General features: G+C 72.1%; 17 protein-coding genes. 9 read left to right on the top strand and 8 right to left on the bottom strand.

Annotation, left to right across the window (positions count from 1 at the left end; genetic code table 11):
• The first annotated feature begins 39 nt into the window (after nucleotides 1-39).
• The 4 genes from ABD230_RS06180 to ABD230_RS06165 are packed head-to-tail and all read left to right on the top strand — an operon-like array spanning nucleotide 40 to nucleotide 4,399.
• Complete coding sequence (locus tag ABD230_RS06180; RefSeq protein ID WP_344370435.1) at nucleotides 40-1,752, top strand: circularly permuted type 2 ATP-grasp protein; 1,713 nt, start codon at nucleotides 40-42, stop codon at nucleotides 1,750-1,752.
• Entirely contained in the window at nucleotides 1,746-2,675 is a 930-nt protein-coding gene (locus ABD230_RS06175; RefSeq protein ID WP_344370432.1) for an alpha-E domain-containing protein, read from the top strand. The genes ABD230_RS06180 and ABD230_RS06175 overlap by 7 nt, the downstream gene beginning before the upstream one ends.
• Entirely contained in the window at nucleotides 2,672-3,517 is an 846-nt protein-coding gene (locus tag ABD230_RS06170; RefSeq protein ID WP_344370430.1) for a transglutaminase family protein, read from the top strand. Before ABD230_RS06175 ends, ABD230_RS06170 begins: the two co-directional genes overlap by 4 nt.
• A 33-nt stretch (nucleotides 3,518-3,550) precedes the next feature.
• A complete protein-coding gene (locus ABD230_RS06165) occupies nucleotides 3,551-4,399 on the top strand; it encodes an alpha/beta fold hydrolase (protein WP_344370426.1) in 849 nt (282 codons plus the stop codon).
• Between the two features lie 153 nt (nucleotides 4,400-4,552).
• On the opposite strand, the gene ABD230_RS06160 is transcribed toward ABD230_RS06165, so the two are convergent.
• On the bottom strand, nucleotides 4,553-5,215 hold the full coding sequence (locus tag ABD230_RS06160) for a histidine phosphatase family protein (RefSeq protein ID WP_344370423.1): 663 nt from the start codon (nucleotides 5,213-5,215) through the stop codon (nucleotides 4,553-4,555).
• A 90-nt stretch (nucleotides 5,216-5,305) separates the two neighbouring features.
• Between ABD230_RS06160 and lplAB the strand changes: the two genes are divergently transcribed.
• Nucleotides 5,306-6,355, top strand: coding sequence for a lipoate-protein ligase LplAB (gene lplAB / locus ABD230_RS06155; RefSeq protein WP_344370420.1), 1,050 nt, complete (start codon nucleotides 5,306-5,308; stop codon nucleotides 6,353-6,355).
• A gap of 195 nt (nucleotides 6,356-6,550) precedes the next feature.
• Entirely contained in the window at nucleotides 6,551-6,871 is a 321-nt protein-coding gene (locus ABD230_RS06150; protein ID WP_344370419.1) for a hypothetical protein, read from the top strand.
• Between the two features lie 45 nt (nucleotides 6,872-6,916).
• On the opposite strand, the gene ABD230_RS06145 is transcribed toward ABD230_RS06150, so the two are convergent.
• Entirely contained in the window at nucleotides 6,917-7,420 is a 504-nt protein-coding gene (locus tag ABD230_RS06145) for a flavodoxin family protein (protein ID WP_344370418.1), read from the bottom strand.
• Between the two features lie 181 nt (nucleotides 7,421-7,601).
• Entirely contained in the window at nucleotides 7,602-8,228 is a 627-nt protein-coding gene (locus ABD230_RS06140) for a TetR/AcrR family transcriptional regulator (protein ID WP_344370415.1), read from the bottom strand.
• Nucleotides 8,229-8,351: 123 nt separating this feature from the next.
• Here ABD230_RS06140 and ABD230_RS06135 point away from each other — a divergent pair, with 123 nt between their 5' ends.
• The 3 genes from ABD230_RS06135 to ABD230_RS06125 all read left to right on the top strand — a co-directional run bounded on the left by ABD230_RS06135 (nucleotide 8,352) and on the right by ABD230_RS06125 (nucleotide 12,487).
• Entirely contained in the window at nucleotides 8,352-9,800 is a 1,449-nt protein-coding gene (locus ABD230_RS06135; RefSeq protein WP_344370412.1) for an APC family permease, read from the top strand.
• Complete coding sequence (locus ABD230_RS06130; protein ID WP_344370408.1) at nucleotides 9,782-11,527, top strand: amidohydrolase; 1,746 nt, start codon at nucleotides 9,782-9,784, stop codon at nucleotides 11,525-11,527. Before ABD230_RS06135 ends, ABD230_RS06130 begins: the two co-directional genes overlap by 19 nt.
• Before the next feature lie 66 nt (nucleotides 11,528-11,593).
• Nucleotides 11,594-12,487 carry a DNA-methyltransferase gene (locus ABD230_RS06125; protein WP_344370406.1) on the top strand — a complete coding sequence of 298 codons (894 nt, stop codon included), beginning with the start codon at nucleotides 11,594-11,596 and terminating at the stop codon, nucleotides 12,485-12,487.
• Between the two features lie 24 nt (nucleotides 12,488-12,511).
• Here ABD230_RS06125 and ABD230_RS06120 read toward each other — a convergent pair whose 3' ends face one another.
• From ABD230_RS06120 to ABD230_RS06100, 5 genes are all read right to left on the bottom strand, one after another.
• Entirely contained in the window at nucleotides 12,512-13,537 is a 1,026-nt protein-coding gene (locus tag ABD230_RS06120; RefSeq protein WP_344370401.1) for a LacI family DNA-binding transcriptional regulator, read from the bottom strand.
• 60 nt (nucleotides 13,538-13,597) lie between these two features.
• Complete coding sequence (locus ABD230_RS06115; RefSeq protein ID WP_344370397.1) at nucleotides 13,598-15,079, bottom strand: GH1 family beta-glucosidase; 1,482 nt, start codon at nucleotides 15,077-15,079, stop codon at nucleotides 13,598-13,600.
• Nucleotides 15,076-15,993, bottom strand: a complete 918-nt coding sequence (locus tag ABD230_RS06110; protein ID WP_344370395.1) for a carbohydrate ABC transporter permease — start codon at nucleotides 15,991-15,993, stop codon at nucleotides 15,076-15,078. The genes ABD230_RS06115 and ABD230_RS06110 overlap by 4 nt, the downstream gene beginning before the upstream one ends.
• The gene (locus ABD230_RS06105) at nucleotides 15,990-17,021 is read right to left on the bottom strand and encodes a carbohydrate ABC transporter permease (RefSeq protein WP_344370392.1); all 1,032 of its coding nucleotides are present in this window, start codon (nucleotides 17,019-17,021) and stop codon (nucleotides 15,990-15,992) included. The genes ABD230_RS06110 and ABD230_RS06105 overlap by 4 nt, the downstream gene beginning before the upstream one ends.
• 87 nt (nucleotides 17,022-17,108) lie before the next feature.
• Entirely contained in the window at nucleotides 17,109-18,380 is a 1,272-nt protein-coding gene (locus ABD230_RS06100; RefSeq protein ID WP_344370386.1) for an ABC transporter substrate-binding protein, read from the bottom strand.
• Nucleotides 18,381-18,391 lie beyond the last annotated feature (11 nt).

The following is an 18,391-nucleotide window of genomic DNA, read 5'->3' as shown; positions in this document are numbered from 1 at the left end:
GGTAACCGGCATGAAACACCGGGCTGGAAGCCTCGGGGGATGGGAAGCCTCTTCGACGGGTACGCGGCGACGCGGTCGCGCAGGAGGAGTCGCGCGAGGCCATGGGACGAGATGTTCCCGGCCGACGCGGTCACCGTGCGCGAGCCCTATCGCGAGCTGTACCCCGCCCTCGCCCGGATGACGCAGGACGAGCTGCGCGGACGCACCGACGCCCTCGCGAGCAGTTACCTGGCCCAGGGCGTCACCTTCGACTTCGCCGGCGAGGAGCGACCGTTCCCGCTCGACGCCGTTCCCCGAGTCATCTCCGCAGCCGAGTGGGCCGGGGTGGAGGCGGGCGTCGCGCAGCGCGTCCGGGCCCTCGAGCGGTTCCTCGGCGACGTCTACGGCCCGCAGGACGCGGTGCGCGACGGGATCATCCCGGCCGCGCTGATCAGCTCCTCCAACCACTTCCACCGGCAGGCCGCGGGCATCGTGAGCGCGAACGGCGTGCGCATCCACGTCGCCGGCATCGACGTGATCCGCGACGAGCGCGGCGATTGGCGCGTGCTCGAGGACAACGTCCGCGTGCCGAGCGGGGTCAGCTACGTCATCTCCAACCGCCGCGTGATGGCGCAGACCCTGCCCGAGCTGTTCACGTCGATGCGGGTGCGCCCCGTCGGCGACTACCCGAACAAGCTCCTGCAGGCCCTGCGGGCGAGCGCGCCCGAAGGCGTCGACGACCCGACCGTCGTGGTCCTGACCCCGGGCGTCTACAACTCCGCGTACTTCGAGCACACGCTGCTCGCGCGCCTCATGGGCGTCGAGCTCGTCGAGGGACGCGACCTCTTCTGCTCGGGCGGTCGCGTCTGGATGCGCACGACGGCCGGGCCCACGCGCGTCGACGTCATCTACCGTCGCGTCGACGACGAGTTCCTCGACCCGCAGCAGTTCCGGCCCGACTCCGTGCTCGGAGCGCCCGGCCTCATGCTCGCCGCGCGGCTCGGCCACGTGACGATCGCCAACGCGGTCGGCAACGGCGTCGCCGACGACAAGCTCGTCTACACGTACGTGCCCGACCTCATCCGCTACTACCTCGGCGAGGAGCCGATCCTGCCGAACGTCGACACGTGGCGGCTCGAGGAGCCGGACGCGCTCGCCGAGGTGCTCGACCGCCTCGACGAGCTCGTGGTCAAGCCGGTGGACGGCTCCGGCGGCAAGGGCCTCGTGGTCGGGCCGGATGCCTCGCGGTCGGAGCTCGCGGACCTGCGCGCCCGGCTGCTCGCCGACCCGCGCGGCTGGATCGCGCAGCCGGTCGTGCAGCTCTCGACCCTCCCGACGCTCGTCGAGGACGGCATGCGGCCGCGCCACGCGGACCTCCGCCCGTTCGCGGTGAACGACGGCGAGGACGTGTGGGTGCTGCCCGGCGGGCTCACCCGGGTGGCGCTGCCCGAGGGGCAGCTCGTCGTGAACTCCAGCCAGGGCGGCGGCTCGAAGGACACCTGGGTGCTCGACGACGCCGTCACGACCGGCCCGATCGCGGGCCTCGTGCCGAGCCCGAAGCCGGGCGGGTCGAGCGTCGGCTCGATCGTCGCGGACCAGGCCACGGCGCCGCCGACGGCGTCGATCCCGGTGATCGGCGAGGCCGTGTCGCCCGGCCCGTCGAGCCCCCACCACCGGCACCGTCCCGAGTCCTCGCCGCAGGACGAGGACGCCCCGGTGCGCCAGCAGCAACAGCAACAGCAACAGCAGCGGGCGGGAGGGTCGCCATGCTGAGCCGCATCGCCGAGAGCCTGTTCTGGATCGGGCGCTACATCGAGCGCAGCGACGGCACCGCGCGCATCCTCGAGGTGCACCTGCAGCTGCTCCTCGAGGACCCGTGGATCGACGAGGACAGCGCGTGCCGCGGCCTCATGGCGGTGATGGGCAGCGAGCCCGAGCCCGACGCGACGCTCGGGCCGCAGGACGTCATCGCCCTGCTCGCCGTCGACCCGCGCAACCCGGCGTCGATCGCCCACTCGGTCACGGCCGCGCGCGAGAACGCACGGCGGGCGCGCGAGATCGTCTCGACCGAGCTCTGGGAGGCGCTGAACTACACGAACTCGCGGATGCCGCGGTACGTCGCCTCCGACAAGACGCACGAGTTCTTCCGGTGGGTCCGCGACCGCGCCGCGCTCGCCGTGGGCGTCGTCGACTCCGCGTCGAGCCGCGACGAGGCCTGGCACTTCTTCAACCTGGGCCGATCCATCGAGCGGGCCGACATGACGGCGCGACTGCTCGCCACGCGATCGCTCACCGAGGCGAGCGGGCCGAGCTGGACGACCATCCTGCGCAGCTGCGGCGGCTACGAGGCGTACCTGCGCAGCTACCGCGGCGTGCCGTCGTCGCTCTCGGCGGCGGAGTTCCTGCTGCTCGACCGGCTCTTCCCGCGCTCGATCATCTCCAGCGTCATCCGCGCCGAGGAGTCGCTCCGCGAGATCGACCCGCGCGCCGGGCGCGTGGGCGTCACCGACCAGGCCCAGCGCCTGCTCGGGCAGATCCGCTCGGAGCTGGAGTACCGGCCGATCGGCGACATCCTGCAGGACCTCGCCGGGAACATGGAACGCGTGCAGGAGGTCGTGTCGGCCGGCAGCGACGCGATCCGTCGCCGGTACTTCCCGACGAGCGTCGTTCCGGTCTGGATCGGGGAGGTCACGTGAGCCGTCTGCGCATCGTCCACCGCACCGGGTTCTCCTACGAGGAGCCGGCGACGGCGTCGTACAACGAGGCGCGCATGCTGCCGCACTCGGTCGGCGAGCAGTTCGTGCTGCACGCCTCGCTCGACATCCGGCCCGGCGCGACCCAGCACGCCTACCTCGACTACTGGGGCACCCGGGTCTCCACCTTCGAGGTGCTCACGCCGCACCGCGAGCTCTCGGTCACGGCGACGAGCGTCGTCGAGGTGCGTCCGCTGCCGGGGCGCGGCGCCGAGCCGTCATGGGACGAGCTCGCCGCGATCCGCACCTCGAGCGTGCCGTTCATCGAGTTCACGACCCAGACGGATGCCACCGAGCCGCCGCCCGAGGTCGCCGCCCTCGCCGCCGAGATCGCGGCCGAGGGCATGCCGGTCGGCGAGACCGCGCTGGAGATCTCCCGCGCCGTCGGCGACGCCGTCGAGTACGTGACCGGCGTGACCGGGGTGAACTCGACGGCGCGCGAGGCGTGGGCGGAGCGGAAGGGCGTGTGCCAGGACATCGCGCACCTCGCCGTCGGCGCGCTGCGCTCGGTCGGCATCCCGGCCCGGTACGCGTCCGGGTACCTGCATCCCGACAGCGACGCACCCGTCGGCGCGACCGTGACGGGGGAGTCGCACGCGTGGGTGGAGTGGTTCGCGGGGTCGTGGCGCGGCTACGACCCGACGAACCTGGCGGAGGTGGGCGAGCTGCACGTGCTGGTGGGCCGCGGGCGCGACTACGGCGACGTGGCGCCGCTGCGCGGGGTGTACGCCGGGCCGAGCTCGTCCGAGCTGTTCGTGTCGGTGGAGATCACGCGGGAGGCCTGAGCGCCCGCGGCCGCGGCCTGCGAGGATGAGCGCATGCCGACGTTCACCGACCCGCAGGGCGTGCACATCCACTACCGGTCGTGGCGGGTCCCGGACCCGGCCGCCGTCGTCCAGCTCGTGCACGGCGTCGGCGAGCACATCGGTCGCTACGGCGCGCTCGTCGAGGCGTTGAACTCCGCGGGCTACTCGGTGTGGGCCGACGACCACCGCGGCCACGGGCAGACCGGGTTCGAGCAGCACGGCGGCGACCTCGACCGGATGGGCCGGCTCGGCCCGGGAGGCCTGCGCGCCGCGATCCACGACGTGCACCTCTTCACGGGCGTCATCCGCGAGACCGAGGGCGACGAGGTCCCGCTCGTGCTGCTCGGGCACTCGTGGGGGTCGCTCATGGCGCAGATCCTGCTCGAGCGGCACCCCGACGAGTGGGACGCCGTGGTGCTCACCGGCACGGCGTACCGCACGCCGATCCACATGAACGCCGGCGACCTGAACCGCCGCCACCGGCACCTCGGCACCACGGGCCTCGAGTGGCTCTCGCGCGACCCGGCGGTGGCCGAGGCGTTCGTCGCCGACCCGTACACGACGGCCGTGCCCCTCCAGGAGCTCTTCGGGCTCGTCGAGGCCGCGCGCCTCCTCGGCCGCCCGAGGCGGAACCTGCCCCCGGAGCTGCCGCTGCTCATCATGATCGGCTCGGAGGATCCGCTCGGCGGCGAGAAGAGCGCGCTGAAGCTCGCGAACGCCTACGCGTCGCGCTCCGGGCTCGCCGACGTCACGCTCGTCGTGTACGACGGCGCCCGCCACGAGATCTTCAACGAGACCAACCAGGACGAGGTCCGCGGCGACCTCGTCCGCTGGCTCGACGACCGCTTCGCCGTCGACTGACCGACCCGCGGTCGTCGGTGTCCGCGTTTCTCAGGAGTTATCCGGCGGGTCGCGGGACAGCGCGGCATGTTCTCCTGAGCAACGTGCGGTTTCGACCGCCGCGTCCTGAGAAACGCGATCGCTGGCCGGGGCCGGAACCCGACGGATGCCGCGTCAGCGGGCCGTGCGCAGGTTGAACCCGATGAGCCGCGGCTGCATCCGCCCCTCGAGCAGTTCGAACCGCACCGGCGTCAGGCCGCAGTTCTCCACCTCGGGGAACAGGTCGCGGTAGCGGTCGGGGTCGATGCCGAGCCAGTCGCAGATCAGCAGCCGCATCAGCGTGCCGTGCATCACCACGAGCACCCGGTCGCCCTGCTGGGAGGCCGCCGAACCGCCGACCGTGCCGGGCCCGATGCCGAACTCGTCGACGAGCTCCTGCAGGGCGGGCCTGGCCCGCGCGATCCCCTCGACCCCCGCCTCGCCGCCGGGCAGCGGCTGGCGGGCCGGGTGCCGTTCGAACGCCGCCCACTCCGCCGGCATCCGCTCGGCGAGCTCGCTCGGTCCGAGGCCCTCGCCCGCGCCGAAGTCGATCTCGACGAGGCGCGGGTCGGTGCGCAGCTCCACCCCCGCAGCGGAGGCCGCCGGCTCGGCGGTGAGGCGCGCGCGGCTGAGCGTCGACGACACCACGGCCGAGAGCCGGGCGCGCGAGGCCCATTCGGCGAGCTCGTCCGCCTGGCTGAGGCCGTGGCCGGTGAGCTCGATGTCGGACGAGCCCGCGTAGCGGTGCTCGCCGTGCCACACGGTCTCGCCGTGGCGGGCCAGGTACAGCGTGGTCATGGCGGCTTCCCCCTCGCCGTCGGGACGGATGCGTCGTGGCCGAGCCTACGCCCCGGGCGCGGCGGCCCGCGGCATCCGTAGGCTGGAGCCATGCACGGTGAGTACAAGGTGCCCGGCGGCAAGCTCGTCGTCGTCGACTTCGACGTCGCCGACGGGGCGATCCGGAACGCGCGCGTCGCTGGCGACTTCTTCCTCGAACCCGATGAGGCCCTCGACGACCTGAACCGGTCGCTCGACGGGCTGCCCGCGGCATCCGATGCGAAGCAGATCGCGGCCGCGATCACGAAGGGGCTGCGTCCGGACGCGGTGATGCTCGGGTTCTCGGCCGAGGCGATCGCGGTCGCCGTACGCCGCGCGATCACGGATGCCACGACCTGGTCGGACTACGAGTGGGAGATCGTGCACGACCCGGCGGTGCCGCCGCGGGTGCACCTCGCGCTCGACGAGGTGCTCGCGACGCGCGTCGGCGAGGGGCGGCGCAAGCCGACCCTGCGGTTCTGGGAGTGGGAGGAGTCGGCCGTCGTGATCGGCTCGTTCCAGTCGGTGCGGAACGAGGTCGACCCGGACGGCGCGGCCAGGTACGGCTTCGACGTCGTGCGCCGCATCTCGGGCGGCGGCGCGATGATGATGGAGAAGGGCAACGTCGTCACGTACTCGCTGTACGTGCCCGCCGAGCTCGTGCAGGGCATGAGCTTCGCCGACTCGTACGCGTTCCTCGACGACTGGGTGCTGCAGGGACTGCGGTCGCTCGGCATCGACGCGACCTACCAGCCGCTCAACGACATCGCGAGCCCCGCGGGCAAGATCGGCGGTGCCGCGCAGAAGCGGCTCGGCTCGGGCGGCGTGCTGCACCACGTGACGATGGCGTACGACCTCGACAACGCGAAGATGCTCGAGGTGCTGCGCATCGGCCGCGAGAAGATCAGCGACAAGGGCATCGCGTCGGCGGCCAAGCGCGTCGACCCGCTGCGGTCGCAGACCGGACTGCCGCGGGCGGAGGTCATCGAGCGGCTGAAGGAGACGTTCGCCGGGCTCTACGGCGCGACGACCGGCACGGTCGCGGCCGACGAGCTCGCCGAGGCGGAGGCCCTGGTCGCCTCGAAGTTCGCCACGGAGGACTGGCTGCAGCGCGTGCCCTGACCCCCACGCGGCCGGCGCGCCGCCCAGCACGTTTCTCAGGAGGTCGCGGCGAAACCGGACGCTTCTCAGGAGGACACGCCGCTCGGCGCAGCGACCCGCCGGATAACTCCTGAGAACGGTGGGCGGGGTGGGCCGAGGGAGGGTGCCTGTGGAAGCCCTGAACGTGAGGACTCGTCGGGCGTCTAGAATCGCCGGGTGGACTTGTGGATGATCCTGCTCATCGCGGGCGCGGCGATCGCGCTCGTGATCGTGGCCGTGCGCTTCGGCTGGATCGACCTGTCCGACAAGACCAAGAAGGGCAAGCCGAGCGGCGCCGCGGTGCTGATGATCGGTGACGAGGTGTTCGCCCCGCGCAAGTACGAGGCGCAGGTCGAGGCCGATCGCCAGTCGCGACTCCCCGCGCCGGCCCCGCTCCCCGGCGACGGCGACAAGGGCATCGCCTTCGCGGCGCCCGCGGCCGACGAGGGCGATCCCGACCGGTTCCGCGGCAGCATCCGCCTCGACGTCGAGCGCTGATCCGGACCGCCCGCACGGGCGACGAGCGGATGCCGCGCCTCGCCCCTACATGTCCGTGAGGGTCGCGCCCCACTCGTGCGCCCGCTCGAGCTCGCCGTCGGCGAGCGGCCCCGTGTAGCCGTGCACCCCGAACGTGTGCGGTGCCTCGACGGGCCGGAACCCCTTCGCGACGAGCGCCCGCATCGCCTTCCTGGCGGCCGAGCCGGGCAGTCGCGGTCGCACGGTGCGCGTGTCGAAGGTCGCGACCGCGACCGCCGACGAGGGCACGGCGAGCCCGTCGATCCACTCCCGGATGCCGCGCGACGGGATGGCGGTGGCGCCCTGCGTGCGCGCGGACTCGCGCGTCGACGCGGTCGACATCGAGAACGCGTGCGTCGGCCCGGCGACCACGAGCAGGTCGACCTCCGGATCGATGGCGGAGGGCGCGTCGGACGCGGCGACGACGTCGACGCGATCGACGCCGGCGCTCCCGCGCAGGCCCTCGGCGACGGCCTGCGCGAGGGCGCCCGTGTTGCCCCAGATGGTCTCGTACACGACCAGTGCGCGCATCGCGGTCGCCCTCCCTCCGCGCGACGGCACGCCCCGCGCCGTCGGCCGTCAGGCTAGCGGCCGGGGGAGCGGCCCGACCGGGACCTTGGGCCGACGGATGCGCGCCGGAACGCGCGGCTGCGCGCGTGGCGTGGCGCCGCGCTCGCAATGGGCCCGCGGTCGGTTCGCGCTGGGCCGGCCGTCAGCCCGACGCGGCCCCGATGTCGGCGGTCGTGGTCGGGCAGCCGAGGTCGCCCGCGACCGCCAGCATCGCGGCCGACGCCGTGCCCACGGTCATGAGCGCGTTGCCGCCGACGATGTGCAGGCCGTACGCGTCCTCGAGCGCGACGAAGGTCATCGCGAGCTGGTCGTCGTCGAGGCGGGGGGTGAACGCCCCGCTCTCGCGGCCGGCCCGGAAGATGCGCCGGTACGTGTCGAGCTGGCGGAGGTAGAGCTTCTGCACGAGTTCGTCGTGCAGCGCCGACTTCCCCGCGAGCACGTCGAACTCGTAGAGCAGGCTCATGAGCGCGTCGTCGGGCCCGCTCGGCAGCCCGCCCTCGATGGCGGCGGAGAGCTGTTCGCGCGGGTCGTCGAGCTCGGCGATGCGCGCGTCGCGCGCGTCGCAGAAGCGCTCGATGCCAGCGGCGTGCGCCTCGACGAGCAGGGCGTCGAGGTCCTCGTAGTAGTAGAGGATCGCGCCTCGGGTGAGCCCCGCCTGAGCGGCGACGTCGGTGAGCGAGAGGGACCGGAGCCCGTGCCGGTGGCCGGCGTCGTACGTCGCCTGGATGAGCGCGTCGCGGCGGGCCCGCTGGTTGCGCGGTCGAGCCATTCCTTGACACTAGCCGATCGCCCTGCCACACTCGTCGAGTTCATTGACGCTAGTGTCAAATAATTGGTCGACCAGCGTCATCGCCCCCGGAACACGACGTGCTCCCGACGAAGAGAGACCGACATGACCACACCGCCCACCCTCGACACCGCCGCCACGACGACGCACGGCGCGAAGCTCTCGCGCTCGCTCGGCGTCGGCGGCAACGTGCTCATCACGCTGTCCGGCATCTCGCCCGCGTCCAGCGTCTTCATCCTCGGCGGCGCCGCCCTGGCCACCTACGGCACGGGCGTGTTCTGGGGCTTCGCGCTCGCCGGCGTGATCAGCCTGCTCATCGCGTACTGCTACGCCGAGCTCGGCTCGCGGCATCCGATCGCGGGCGGCGACTACTCGCTCGTGAGCCGCGTGCTCGGGCCGGCGTCCGGCTCCGCGGTGTTCCTCATCAGCCTCGTGACGCTGCCGCTCATCGTCGCGATCTTCGCGCTCGGCGTCGCCGACTACCTCGGCGTCGCGATCGCCGGCCTCGAGCCGCTGTGGACGGCGATCGTGGTCATCGCGCTCGCCACCGTCACCGCGTGCTTCAACATCCGCGCGAACGCGTGGGTCACCGGCGCCTTCCTCGTCGTCGAGATGGCCGCCCTCGCGCTGCTGGCCGTGCTCGGCCTCGTGCACGTGGAGCGCCCGATCACCGACCTGCTCGACCCGCAGGCGCTGGACGCCGCCACCGGCGGGCTCGCCCCGCTCGGCATCGCCGGCCTCGTGCTGGCGATCACGCAGGGCATCTTCTCGTACAACGGCTACGGCGGGGCCATCTACTTCGCCGAGGAGACGCGCAACGCCCGCCGCTCGATCGCCCGCGCGGTCATCTGGAGCGCCGTCATCACGGTCGTCGCCGAACTCGTGCCGCTCACCGCCATCCTGCTCGGCGCCGACTCGCTCGAGGACCTCTTCGGCGCGGCGCTGCCGGTCGAGACCTTCCTCTCCGCGCGCTCGGGCGACGCGATCACGATCATCGTGCTCGTCGCCGTCGCGCTCGCCATCGTCAACGCCATCATCGCGATCGCGCTGCAGTCGGGCCGGCTGCTCTTCGCCGCCGCCCGCGACCGCGCGCTCCCCGAGCCCGTCGCCCGGCCGCTCGCGACGATCTCGCCGGCCACGCGGATGCCGGTCGCGGCCACCGTCGTCATGGGCGTGCTCGCCCTCGCCGCCTGCTTCATCCCGTTCGACGTGCTCCTGAACGCCACCGGGTCGACGCTCGCCTTCAGCTACGGCTTCATCGCGCTCGCCGCACTGGTCGTGCGTCGCCAGACGGATGCCGCGGCGCGCGCCGGCGAGGACGTGACGGGCACGTTCCGCATGCCGCTGTACCCGCTCGCCCCGGTCGTCTCGCTCATCGCGATCGCCGCGATCTTCATCATCGGCGTGCTCGACCCCGCGCAGTGGGTCAGCCTCGGCATCGCGATCGGCATCGTCGTGGCGGGCTTCGCCTACTACGGGCTGTACCTGCGCCGGAACCCGGGCACCGCGCACCTGCTCGCGGCCGAGGACGACGAGTGGGAGCCCGCGAAGTGAACCTCGACCTCCTGATCACCGGGGCGCGCGTGCGCACGTTCGACGCGCGCGCCCCGTGGGCGGGGGCCGTCGGGGTCGTCGACGGCCGCATCGCCTGGGTGGGCGACGCCGCCGACGCACCCCGCGCGTCCCGCATGATCGATGCGGCCGGTCGGCTCGTCACGCCCGGCGTGATCGACAGCCACAACCACCTGCTGCTCGGGTTCGACGAGGACGCCGTCTCACTCGAGGGTGCGACCACGCTCGCCGAGGTCCGGCGGCGCATCTCGGCGTTCGCCGCCCGACGGCCCGACCTCGGCTGGATCTGCGCCGAGAACGCCGTGTACTCGATCGTCGAGGGCCGCAGGCCGAACGCCGACGACCTCGCGGGGCTCGACCCGCTCGGCCGTCCGATCTTCGTCACGACCTACGACCAGCACTCGGTCTGGCTCGACGCGAACGCGCTCCGCGCCCTCGGCATCGCCGGCGGCGGCGACCTCGCCTGGGGCCGGCCCGAGCGCGACGCCGACGCCACGGCGACCGGCTGGGTGACCGACTTCTACACGAGCGCGATGACGGTCGCCGGCCTCGCCGCGCTGCAGCGCGACATCCCGATGTACTCGCCCGAGCGGCGGTACCGGAAGCTTCGGGGCAGCATGCGGATGGCGACGTCGCTCGGCATCACGACCGTCGTCGAGCCCCAGGTCCCGCTCGCCGAGCTGCCGCTCTTCGAGCGCGCGCTCGCCGAGGGCGTGCTCACCTCGCGCGTGATCGCGGCGCTGTTCCACCCGGTCGGGGCGGATGCCGCGTTCCGCGCCGAGCTCCGGGGCGCCGTCGACCGCGCGCAGGCCGCGCCCGATGCCGACGGCCTCCTGCGGCTCGGACCGCTGAAGCTGTACGCCGACGACGTCATCGAGCCGCACACGGCGCTCATGCTCGAGGACTACGCGAACCGGCCGGGCGTGCGCGGGCGACCGTCCTACCCCGGCGACGCCGGGCGCGAGCTCGTCAGCGTCGTCACCGAGCTCGAACGCCTCGGATTCCAGACCCACACGCACGCCACCGGTGACGGCGGCATCCGCCTCGCGCTCGACGCGATCGAGCAGGCGGCGCGCACGAACGGCACGGTCGACCGCAGGCACGGGATCGTGCACGTCGAGTGCCTGCACCCCGACGACCTGCCGCGGTTCGCCGCGCTCGGCGTCACCGCGGCGATGCAGCCCCGGCACTGCTCGCCCGACCTCGTCGCCGGCACCTGGATGGAGAACGTCGGCGAGGAGCGCTGGAGCCGTGCCTGGCGCTTCCGGAGCCTGATGGACTCCGGCGCGACGGTCGCGTTCTCGAGCGACTGGCAGGTGGGCGAGATGGATCCGCTCGTCGGGCTGTACTCCGCCGCGACGCGCGCGGGGCTCGATGGCGCTGCGGCGTGGACGGCGCCCGAGCGCGTCGGCGTCGACCGGGCCCTCGCGGCGTACACGGTCGACGGCGCCCGCGCCTGGCACCTGGAGTCGTCGCGCGGCCGGCTGGCGCCGGGCATGGACGCCGACCTCGTCGTCTGGTCGGGCGACCTGTACGACCACGCGCACGACCCGGCCGGGCTGCTCGGCGAGCACGCCGAGCTCACGGTGGTCGGCGGGCGCGTCGTGCACTCGGCCGGCGGCGTGGCGGACGCGGCCGGCGGTGTCGCCGGCCACGACCCGGTCGCCGCCGGGGCGCGGGGGACGGACGAGCACGTGCACGTCCACTGAACGGCTCGCCGGGGAGCATCGGCGGACTCGAGCGCTGGCAGACTCGAGCGCTGGCAGACTTGAGCGGTGTCCGACGACGAGCCCGACCGCGTCATCCACGCCGACAACCTCGACGTGCTGCCGACGCTCCCCGACGGCCGGTTCACCCTCGTCTACCTCGACCCGCCCTTCAACACCGGCCGGGCCCAGACGCGCCAGGCGCTCCGCCACGTGCGGCAGGGCGCGACGGATGCCGCGGCGGACGCGGCATCCGTCGACCCCGCACCGATGCGCTCGACCGTCACGGGCTTCGCCGGCCGCCGGTACGAGCGGATCCGCGGCGACCTCATGCGCTACGACGACCGGTTCGACGACTACTGGGCGTTCCTCGAGCCGCGGCTCGCCGAGGCGTGGCGGCTGCTCGCCGACGACGGCACGCTCTACCTGCACCTGGACTACCGTGAGGCGCACTACGCCAAGGTGCTGCTCGACGCGCTGTTCGGCCGCGAGTGCTTCCTCAACGAGCTCATCTGGGCCTACGACTACGGCGCGAAGTCGAAGCGGCGCTGGCCGACCAAGCACGACACGATCCTCGTCTACGTGAAGGACCCCGACGCGTACTGGTTCGACTCGACCTCGGTCGACCGCGAGCCGTACATGGCGCCGGGCCTCGTCACGCCCGAGAAGGCCGCGCGCGGCAAGCTGCCCACCGATGTCTGGTGGCACACCATCGTCTCGCCGACGGGTCGCGAGAAGACCGGCTACCCGACGCAGAAGCCCGAGGGCGTGCTGCGCCGCATCGTGCAGGCGTCCAGCCGACCCGGCGACTGGGTGCTCGACGCGTTCGCGGGGTCGGGCACGACCGGGGCGGTCGCGCGCGAGCTCGGGCGGCGGTTCGTGCTCGTCGACGAGCACGCCGAGGCCGTCGAGGTCATGCGTCGCCGGTTCGGGGACGCCGCAGGCATCCGCTTCGAGCCCTGACGCGCGGCCGCTCCCGGCGCTCGTCTACGCCGATGCGCGGCGCACGAGCCTCGTCGGCATGATGTTGCGGTGCGGCACGTCCTCGCCCGCGAGCAGCCGCAGGAGCAGGTCGGCCATCAGGTAGCCCATCTCCTCCGACGGCTGGTGCACCGTCGTGAGCGGGATCGCCGACGAGGTCGCGGCGGGGCTGTCGTCGTAGCCGACCACGGCGACGTCCTCGGGCACGTGCCGGCCGCGCTCGCGCAGCACCGCGAGCGCGCCCGTCGCCATGAGGTCGCTCGCCACGAAGATCGCGTCGACGTCGGGCTCGCGGTCGAGCAGGCGGCGGGTCGCGGCGACCGCGCCCGCGACCGTGAAGTCGGCGCTCTCGACGGCGTCGGAGGGCAGGCCGGCGGTGGCCATCGAGCGGCGGAAGCCCTCGAGGCGGTCGACCGCGGCGGGCATGTCGAGCGGGCCGGTGATCGTGCCGATGCGCTTGCGCCCGACCGCGATCAGCCGTTCCGTCGCCGTCATGCCGCCCTCGAGGTTGTCGACGTCGACGAAGATGTCGGTCTCGGTGATGTTCGGCGGACGGCCGCCGAACACGATGGGCATCTCGTGCGCCGCCTCGTGGAGCTGGTGGTCGCCCTCGTGGTGCGACACGACGAGGGCGCCGTCGACCACGCCGGAACGCAGGTAGCGCACGGTCTTGCGGTTGGGGTCGCTCGTGGACAGCAGCAGGTTCAGCAGGTACTCGCTGTCGTCGAGACGACGGGTGATGCCCTGCACGATCGCCGCGAAGTACGGGTCGCCGAAGAACATGCGGGTGTCCTCGGGCACGACGAGCGCGATGGCCCCGGACGTCCGGCTCGCGAGGGACCGCGCCGCCCGGTTGGGCACGTAGTTGAGCTTCGCGATCGCCGCGTTGACGACCCGGACGACCTCGGGCGACACCTTGGGCGAGCCGTTGACGACGCGACTGACCGTCGCGCGAGACACGTTGGCCTCGCGCGCCACCATCTCCAGGGTCGGTGCCGACGACCGCGCCCCGGATCCGATCGTGCCCGTCATGCTCGTCAGTCTATTTCCGTGCGGCTCGTGGCGTCGGTTCCGTGGCGGTCCGTCCGACGCTCAGCGGGCGGATGCCGCCGGCAGCCCCCGGTCGCGGATGACCCGCTGGTAGGCGAGCCCGCTGTCCTTGATCGTGCGCTCCTGGGTCTCGTAGTCGACGCGGACGATGCCGAACCGCTTGTCGTAGCCCCAGGCCCACTCGAAGTTGTCGAGGATAGACCAGTAGAAGTAGCCGTGCACCGGCGTGCCCTCCTCGATCGCGTCGAGGATCGCGTCGAGGTGCGCGAGCAGGAAGTCGGTGCGCTCGACGTCGTGCACGGCGCCGTCCTCGGCGACCTCGTCGTCGTACGCGGCGCCGTTCTCGGTGACGAACAGGCGCACGCCGGCGGGGCCGGTGTACTCGCGGTGCACGCGGCCGAGCAGCTCGCGCAGCCCGTCGGGCTGGACCTCCCAGCCCATGCCGGTCTGCGGAAGGTCCTGCGGGTGGAAGTGCACGCCGTCGGCCGCGGGGAACGGCGAGCGCGTCGGGCGATCGGTCGGGGCCTGGCCCTCGAGCGGGTGGTCCGCCGGGCGGTCGCTCACGAACTCGCCGTGGTAGTAGTTCACGCCGAGCGCGTCGATGGGCGCGGAGATGATCTCGAGGTCGCCCGGCTGGATCGCGTCGCGCAGGCCGAGGTGACCGACATCGGCCAGCAGGTCGCCGGCGTAGTGGCCGCGGAAGATCGGGTCGAGGAAGACGCGGTTGAACTGGCCGTCGATGCGGCGCGCGGCGTCGAGGTCGCCCGGGCTCGCCGGATCGACGGGCTTCGCGACCGTCAGGTTCAGCGTGATGCCGAGGTCGAGCGACGCGTCGCGCTCGCGCAGGGCCTGGACCGCGAGGCCGTGGCCGAGCATGAGGTGGTGCGCGGCCTGCAGTCCGGCGGCGACGTCCTGGCGGCCGGGGGCGTGCGCGCCGGCGGTGTAGCTCAGGAACGACGAGCACCACGGCTCGTTGAGCGTGGTCCAGATCTTCACGCGGTCGCCGAGCACGTCGTGCATCGTGAGCGCGTAGTCGCGGAACCGGTAGGCGGTGTCCCGGTTCGCCCAGCCGCCCTGCTCCTCGAGCGCCTGCGGCAGGTCCCAGTGGTAGAGCGTCAGCCACGGCGTGACGCCCTGCTCGAGCAGCTCGTCGACGAGGCGCGAGTAGAAGTCCGCGCCCTTCGGGTTCACGGCGCCGCCGTCGGGGCGCACGCGCGACCACGACGTCGAGAAGCGGTAGGCGTTGAGGCCGAGCTCGCGCATCAGGGCGACGTCGTCGCGGTAGCGGTGGTAGTGGTCGCAGGCCACGTCCCCGTTGTCCGCGGCGACGACGGCACCCGGCACACGGCTGAACGCGTCCCAGATCGAGTCGGTCCGGCCGTCCTCGTGGGCGGCGCCCTCGATCTGGTAGGCGGCCGCGGCCGCGCCCAGGAGGAAGTCGTCGGGGAACCGACGGAGCTCCGTCCGGGCACGGGTGGCGGCGGCATCCGTCGATGCGCCGGTGGTGGGCTGGATGACGGTCATCCCTTGACAGCTCCTTGCATGATTCCGGAGACGAGCTGCTTGCCGGCGACGACGAACAGCACGAGGAGGGGAATGGTCGACAGCAGCACGCCCGCGAGCACGATCGAGTAGTCCACGAAGTGGTTGGACTGCAGGAGCGAGAGCGCCACGGGCAGCGTCGGGTCGCTGCGGTCGAGCACGATGAACGGCCAGAAGAAGTTGTTCCAGGCCGTGACGAAGGTGAAGAGGCCGAGCATCGCTGCGGCCGGGCGGGCGGCGACGACGCCGATCGTCCAGAACGTGCGGATCATGGAGGCGCCGTCGACGCGCGCGGCCTCGATGAGCTCGTCGGGCACGGCCTGCCGCAGGTACTGCGTCATCCAGAAGACGCCGAAGGCGCTCGTGACCGCGGGGATGATGATCGCGCCGATCTGGCCGGTCCAGCCGAGGTCGGCGAAGAGGATGTAGAGCGGGACGACGCCGAGCTGCATCGGAACGGCCATCGTGGCGACGACGAACACGAGGAGCGCCTTGGACCCCGGGAAGCGGAGCTTGGCGAAGGCCCAGCCCGCGAGCGTCGAGGTGAGGACGACGGCGGCCGCGATGAGGGCCGAGCTGTAGATCGAGTTCCACAGTGCGGGCCAGAAGTTCACGGCGGGGTCGCTCACGACCGTCTGCGCGTTGGCGAGGAAGTTCCCGCCCGGCCACCACGAGAAGTCCGGGTCGTTGATGGTCGAGGAGTCGCCCGAACCGATCAGGAACGACCAGTAGAAGGGGAACAGCGAGGCGATCAGCACGACCCCGAGGCCCGCGTAGACCCAGACGCCGGCCCGCTGGCCCTTGATGCGGGTCGTGCGGTTGCGCTTGCGCTGCGGGGTCTCGGGGATGCTGGACTCGACGATGGACAGTGCGGCGGGGGAGTTCAGTGAGCTCATGCGCGCACTCCCTTCTGCTTCTTGCCGGCCTTCGGGGCGCGGGTGCCCTCGTCGCGGACGAGTGCACGGGTCACGGCGAGGTTGATCAGGCCGATGACGAGGATGATGAGGAAGAGGATCCAGGCGAGCGCGGCCGCGCGACCGAAGTTCCACTCGCCCCAGCCGATGTTGTAGAGGAACAGGGTGATCGTGAGCCACTGCTGGGCCGGTCCGCCCTCGCCGGTGTTGTCGAACATCCGGGGCTCGTCGAAGATCTGCAGGCCGCCGATCGTCGAGGTGATGATCACGAAGATGAGGGTCGCCTTGAGCGAGGGCAGCGTGATGTGGAGGAACTGGCGGAAGGCCCCGGCGCCGTCGACCCTGGCCGCCTCGTAGTAGTCGCGCGGGATCGCCTGCATCGCCGCGAGGAGGATCAGGGTGTTGTAGCCCGTCCACCGGAAGTTGACCATCGTGGCGATCGCGACGTGGCTCCAGAACGGGTCCTTGTGCCACGGCACGGCGGGCAGCCCCAGGTCGGTCAGGACGCCGTTCACGAGGCCGTGGTTGTCGCCGAACATGTTGGCGAAGATGAGGGCGACCGCGACGGGGGCCATGACGAACGGCACGAGCACGCTCATGCGCCAGAAGGTCTTGGCCCGGATGTTGCGGTCGAGCATCGCGGCGATGGCGATCGCGGCGATCAGCTGCGGCACGCTCGAGAGCAGGAAGATGCTGAAGGTGTTGCGCAGGGCGGTCCAGAACTGCGGGTTCTGCAGGATCCAGACGTACTGGTCGAAGCCGATGAACTCGCCGCGGTTCCGGACGAGGTCCCAGTCCATGAGCGAGATGACCGCGGTGTAGGCGATGGGGAAGAGTCCCACGATCGCGAACATGATGAAGAACGGCGAGATGTAGAGGTACGGCGAGAGCTTGAGGTCCCACCGGCTGAGGTTCTGGCGGAATCCGAGCACGCGTACCGGGCGGGCTGCGGGCTCGGAAGCGGCCGGCTGCGTCGCCGGCGCCGGCGGGCGCGTTTGCGTCGAGGTCACGATGGCTCCGAATCGGGTGGATGGATGCGTCGGGGTGGCGGGTGGTGCGGGCCGGCCGGGGGGACCGGCCCGCATCACCCTCGGCCGTCAGAAGGCCTCGACCTCGGCGACCCAGGTGTTCCAGGACGACTGCTCGTCCTCCGAGCCGTCGAAGACCCGGTTGACCGCGTTCTGGAGCGCGTCGTGGTACTTGAAGTAGTCGGCGTCCTTGTAGGGGGCGACCGTCACCGACGCGGCGCGGTGCGAGAGGATCTCACCGGTGGGCGCGTCGTTGAAGTACTCGTTGGTGGCACCGGCGAGCTCGTCGCCCTCGAGGGCGTCGACCTGGCTGGGGAAGGTGCCGGCGTTGGCGAACGCCTTCATCTGCGTCTCGGGGCTGGTCAGCCAGTCCGCGAGCTCGAGCGCGGCCTCGACGTTCTCGCCGTCGGCCGGGACGGTCAGGTACGAGCCGCCCCAGTTGCCGCCGCCGTTCGGGAAGACGTCCGCGATGTCCCAGCCGTCGACGTCGGCGGCGCTGCCGGAGATGACGCCGAGCATCCAGCCCGGGCAGAGCATCGTGGCGAACTCGCCGTTGGCCATCGAGGCGAACCAGTCGTCCGACCACTGGCCGGAGTACGCCGAGTTGGGGATGGCGCGCTCGGTGACGAGCTTGTAGGCGTTCTCGACCTCGGGGTTGGTCGTCGCGATGACCGTCCCGTCCGGCTCGGTGTAGGTGTACTCGATCTGGTTCACGATGCCCTGGAGCACCGAGTTGGCCGAGTCGATCATGGGCTTGCCGGTGGCCTCGCGGTACTGGTCCGCGACGTCGAGGAAGTTCTCCCAGTCGCCGTCGAACAGGTCGGCGACGCCCTCGCGGTCGCTGGGGAGGCCCGCGGCCTCGAACAGGTCGGAGCGGTAGCAGATGCCCTGCGGCCCGATGTCGGTTCCGAAGCCGATCAGGCGTCCGTCGGCGTCGGTCGCGGCGGCTTCCTTCCAGTCGAGCCAGCGGCCCTTGACGCTGTCGGGGGCCTCGGCGAGGAGGTCGGAGTACTGCATGGCCTCGGCGAACCAGTCGATCTCGACCGCCTCGACGTCGGCCAGGCCGCCCTTGCCGAGCTTCTGGAAGTAGTTGGCGCGGGCGTCGCCGGACTCGGCGGCGATGTTGTGGACGATGGTCACGTTCGGGTGCTCGTCCATGTACTCCTGGAGGAGCTCGTCGGTGTAGCCGAAGTTGTTGAACGTGGCCACGGTCAGCTCGATGGGGCCGTCGGCCGCCTCCGAGCCCGAGTCGTCGCCCGCGGCGCAGCCGGTGGCGATGAGTGCGAACGATGCGGCGCCTGCGATGGCGGCGATCGCCTTGGTGCGTCGTGAAAGCTTCACGGTCACTCCCT

This window comes from Agromyces tropicus (genome assembly GCF_039531345.1).
Taxonomy (GTDB): Bacteria; Actinomycetota; Actinomycetes; order Actinomycetales; family Microbacteriaceae; genus Agromyces; species Agromyces tropicus.
This window is presented reverse-complemented; position numbering and strand designations above follow the sequence as displayed.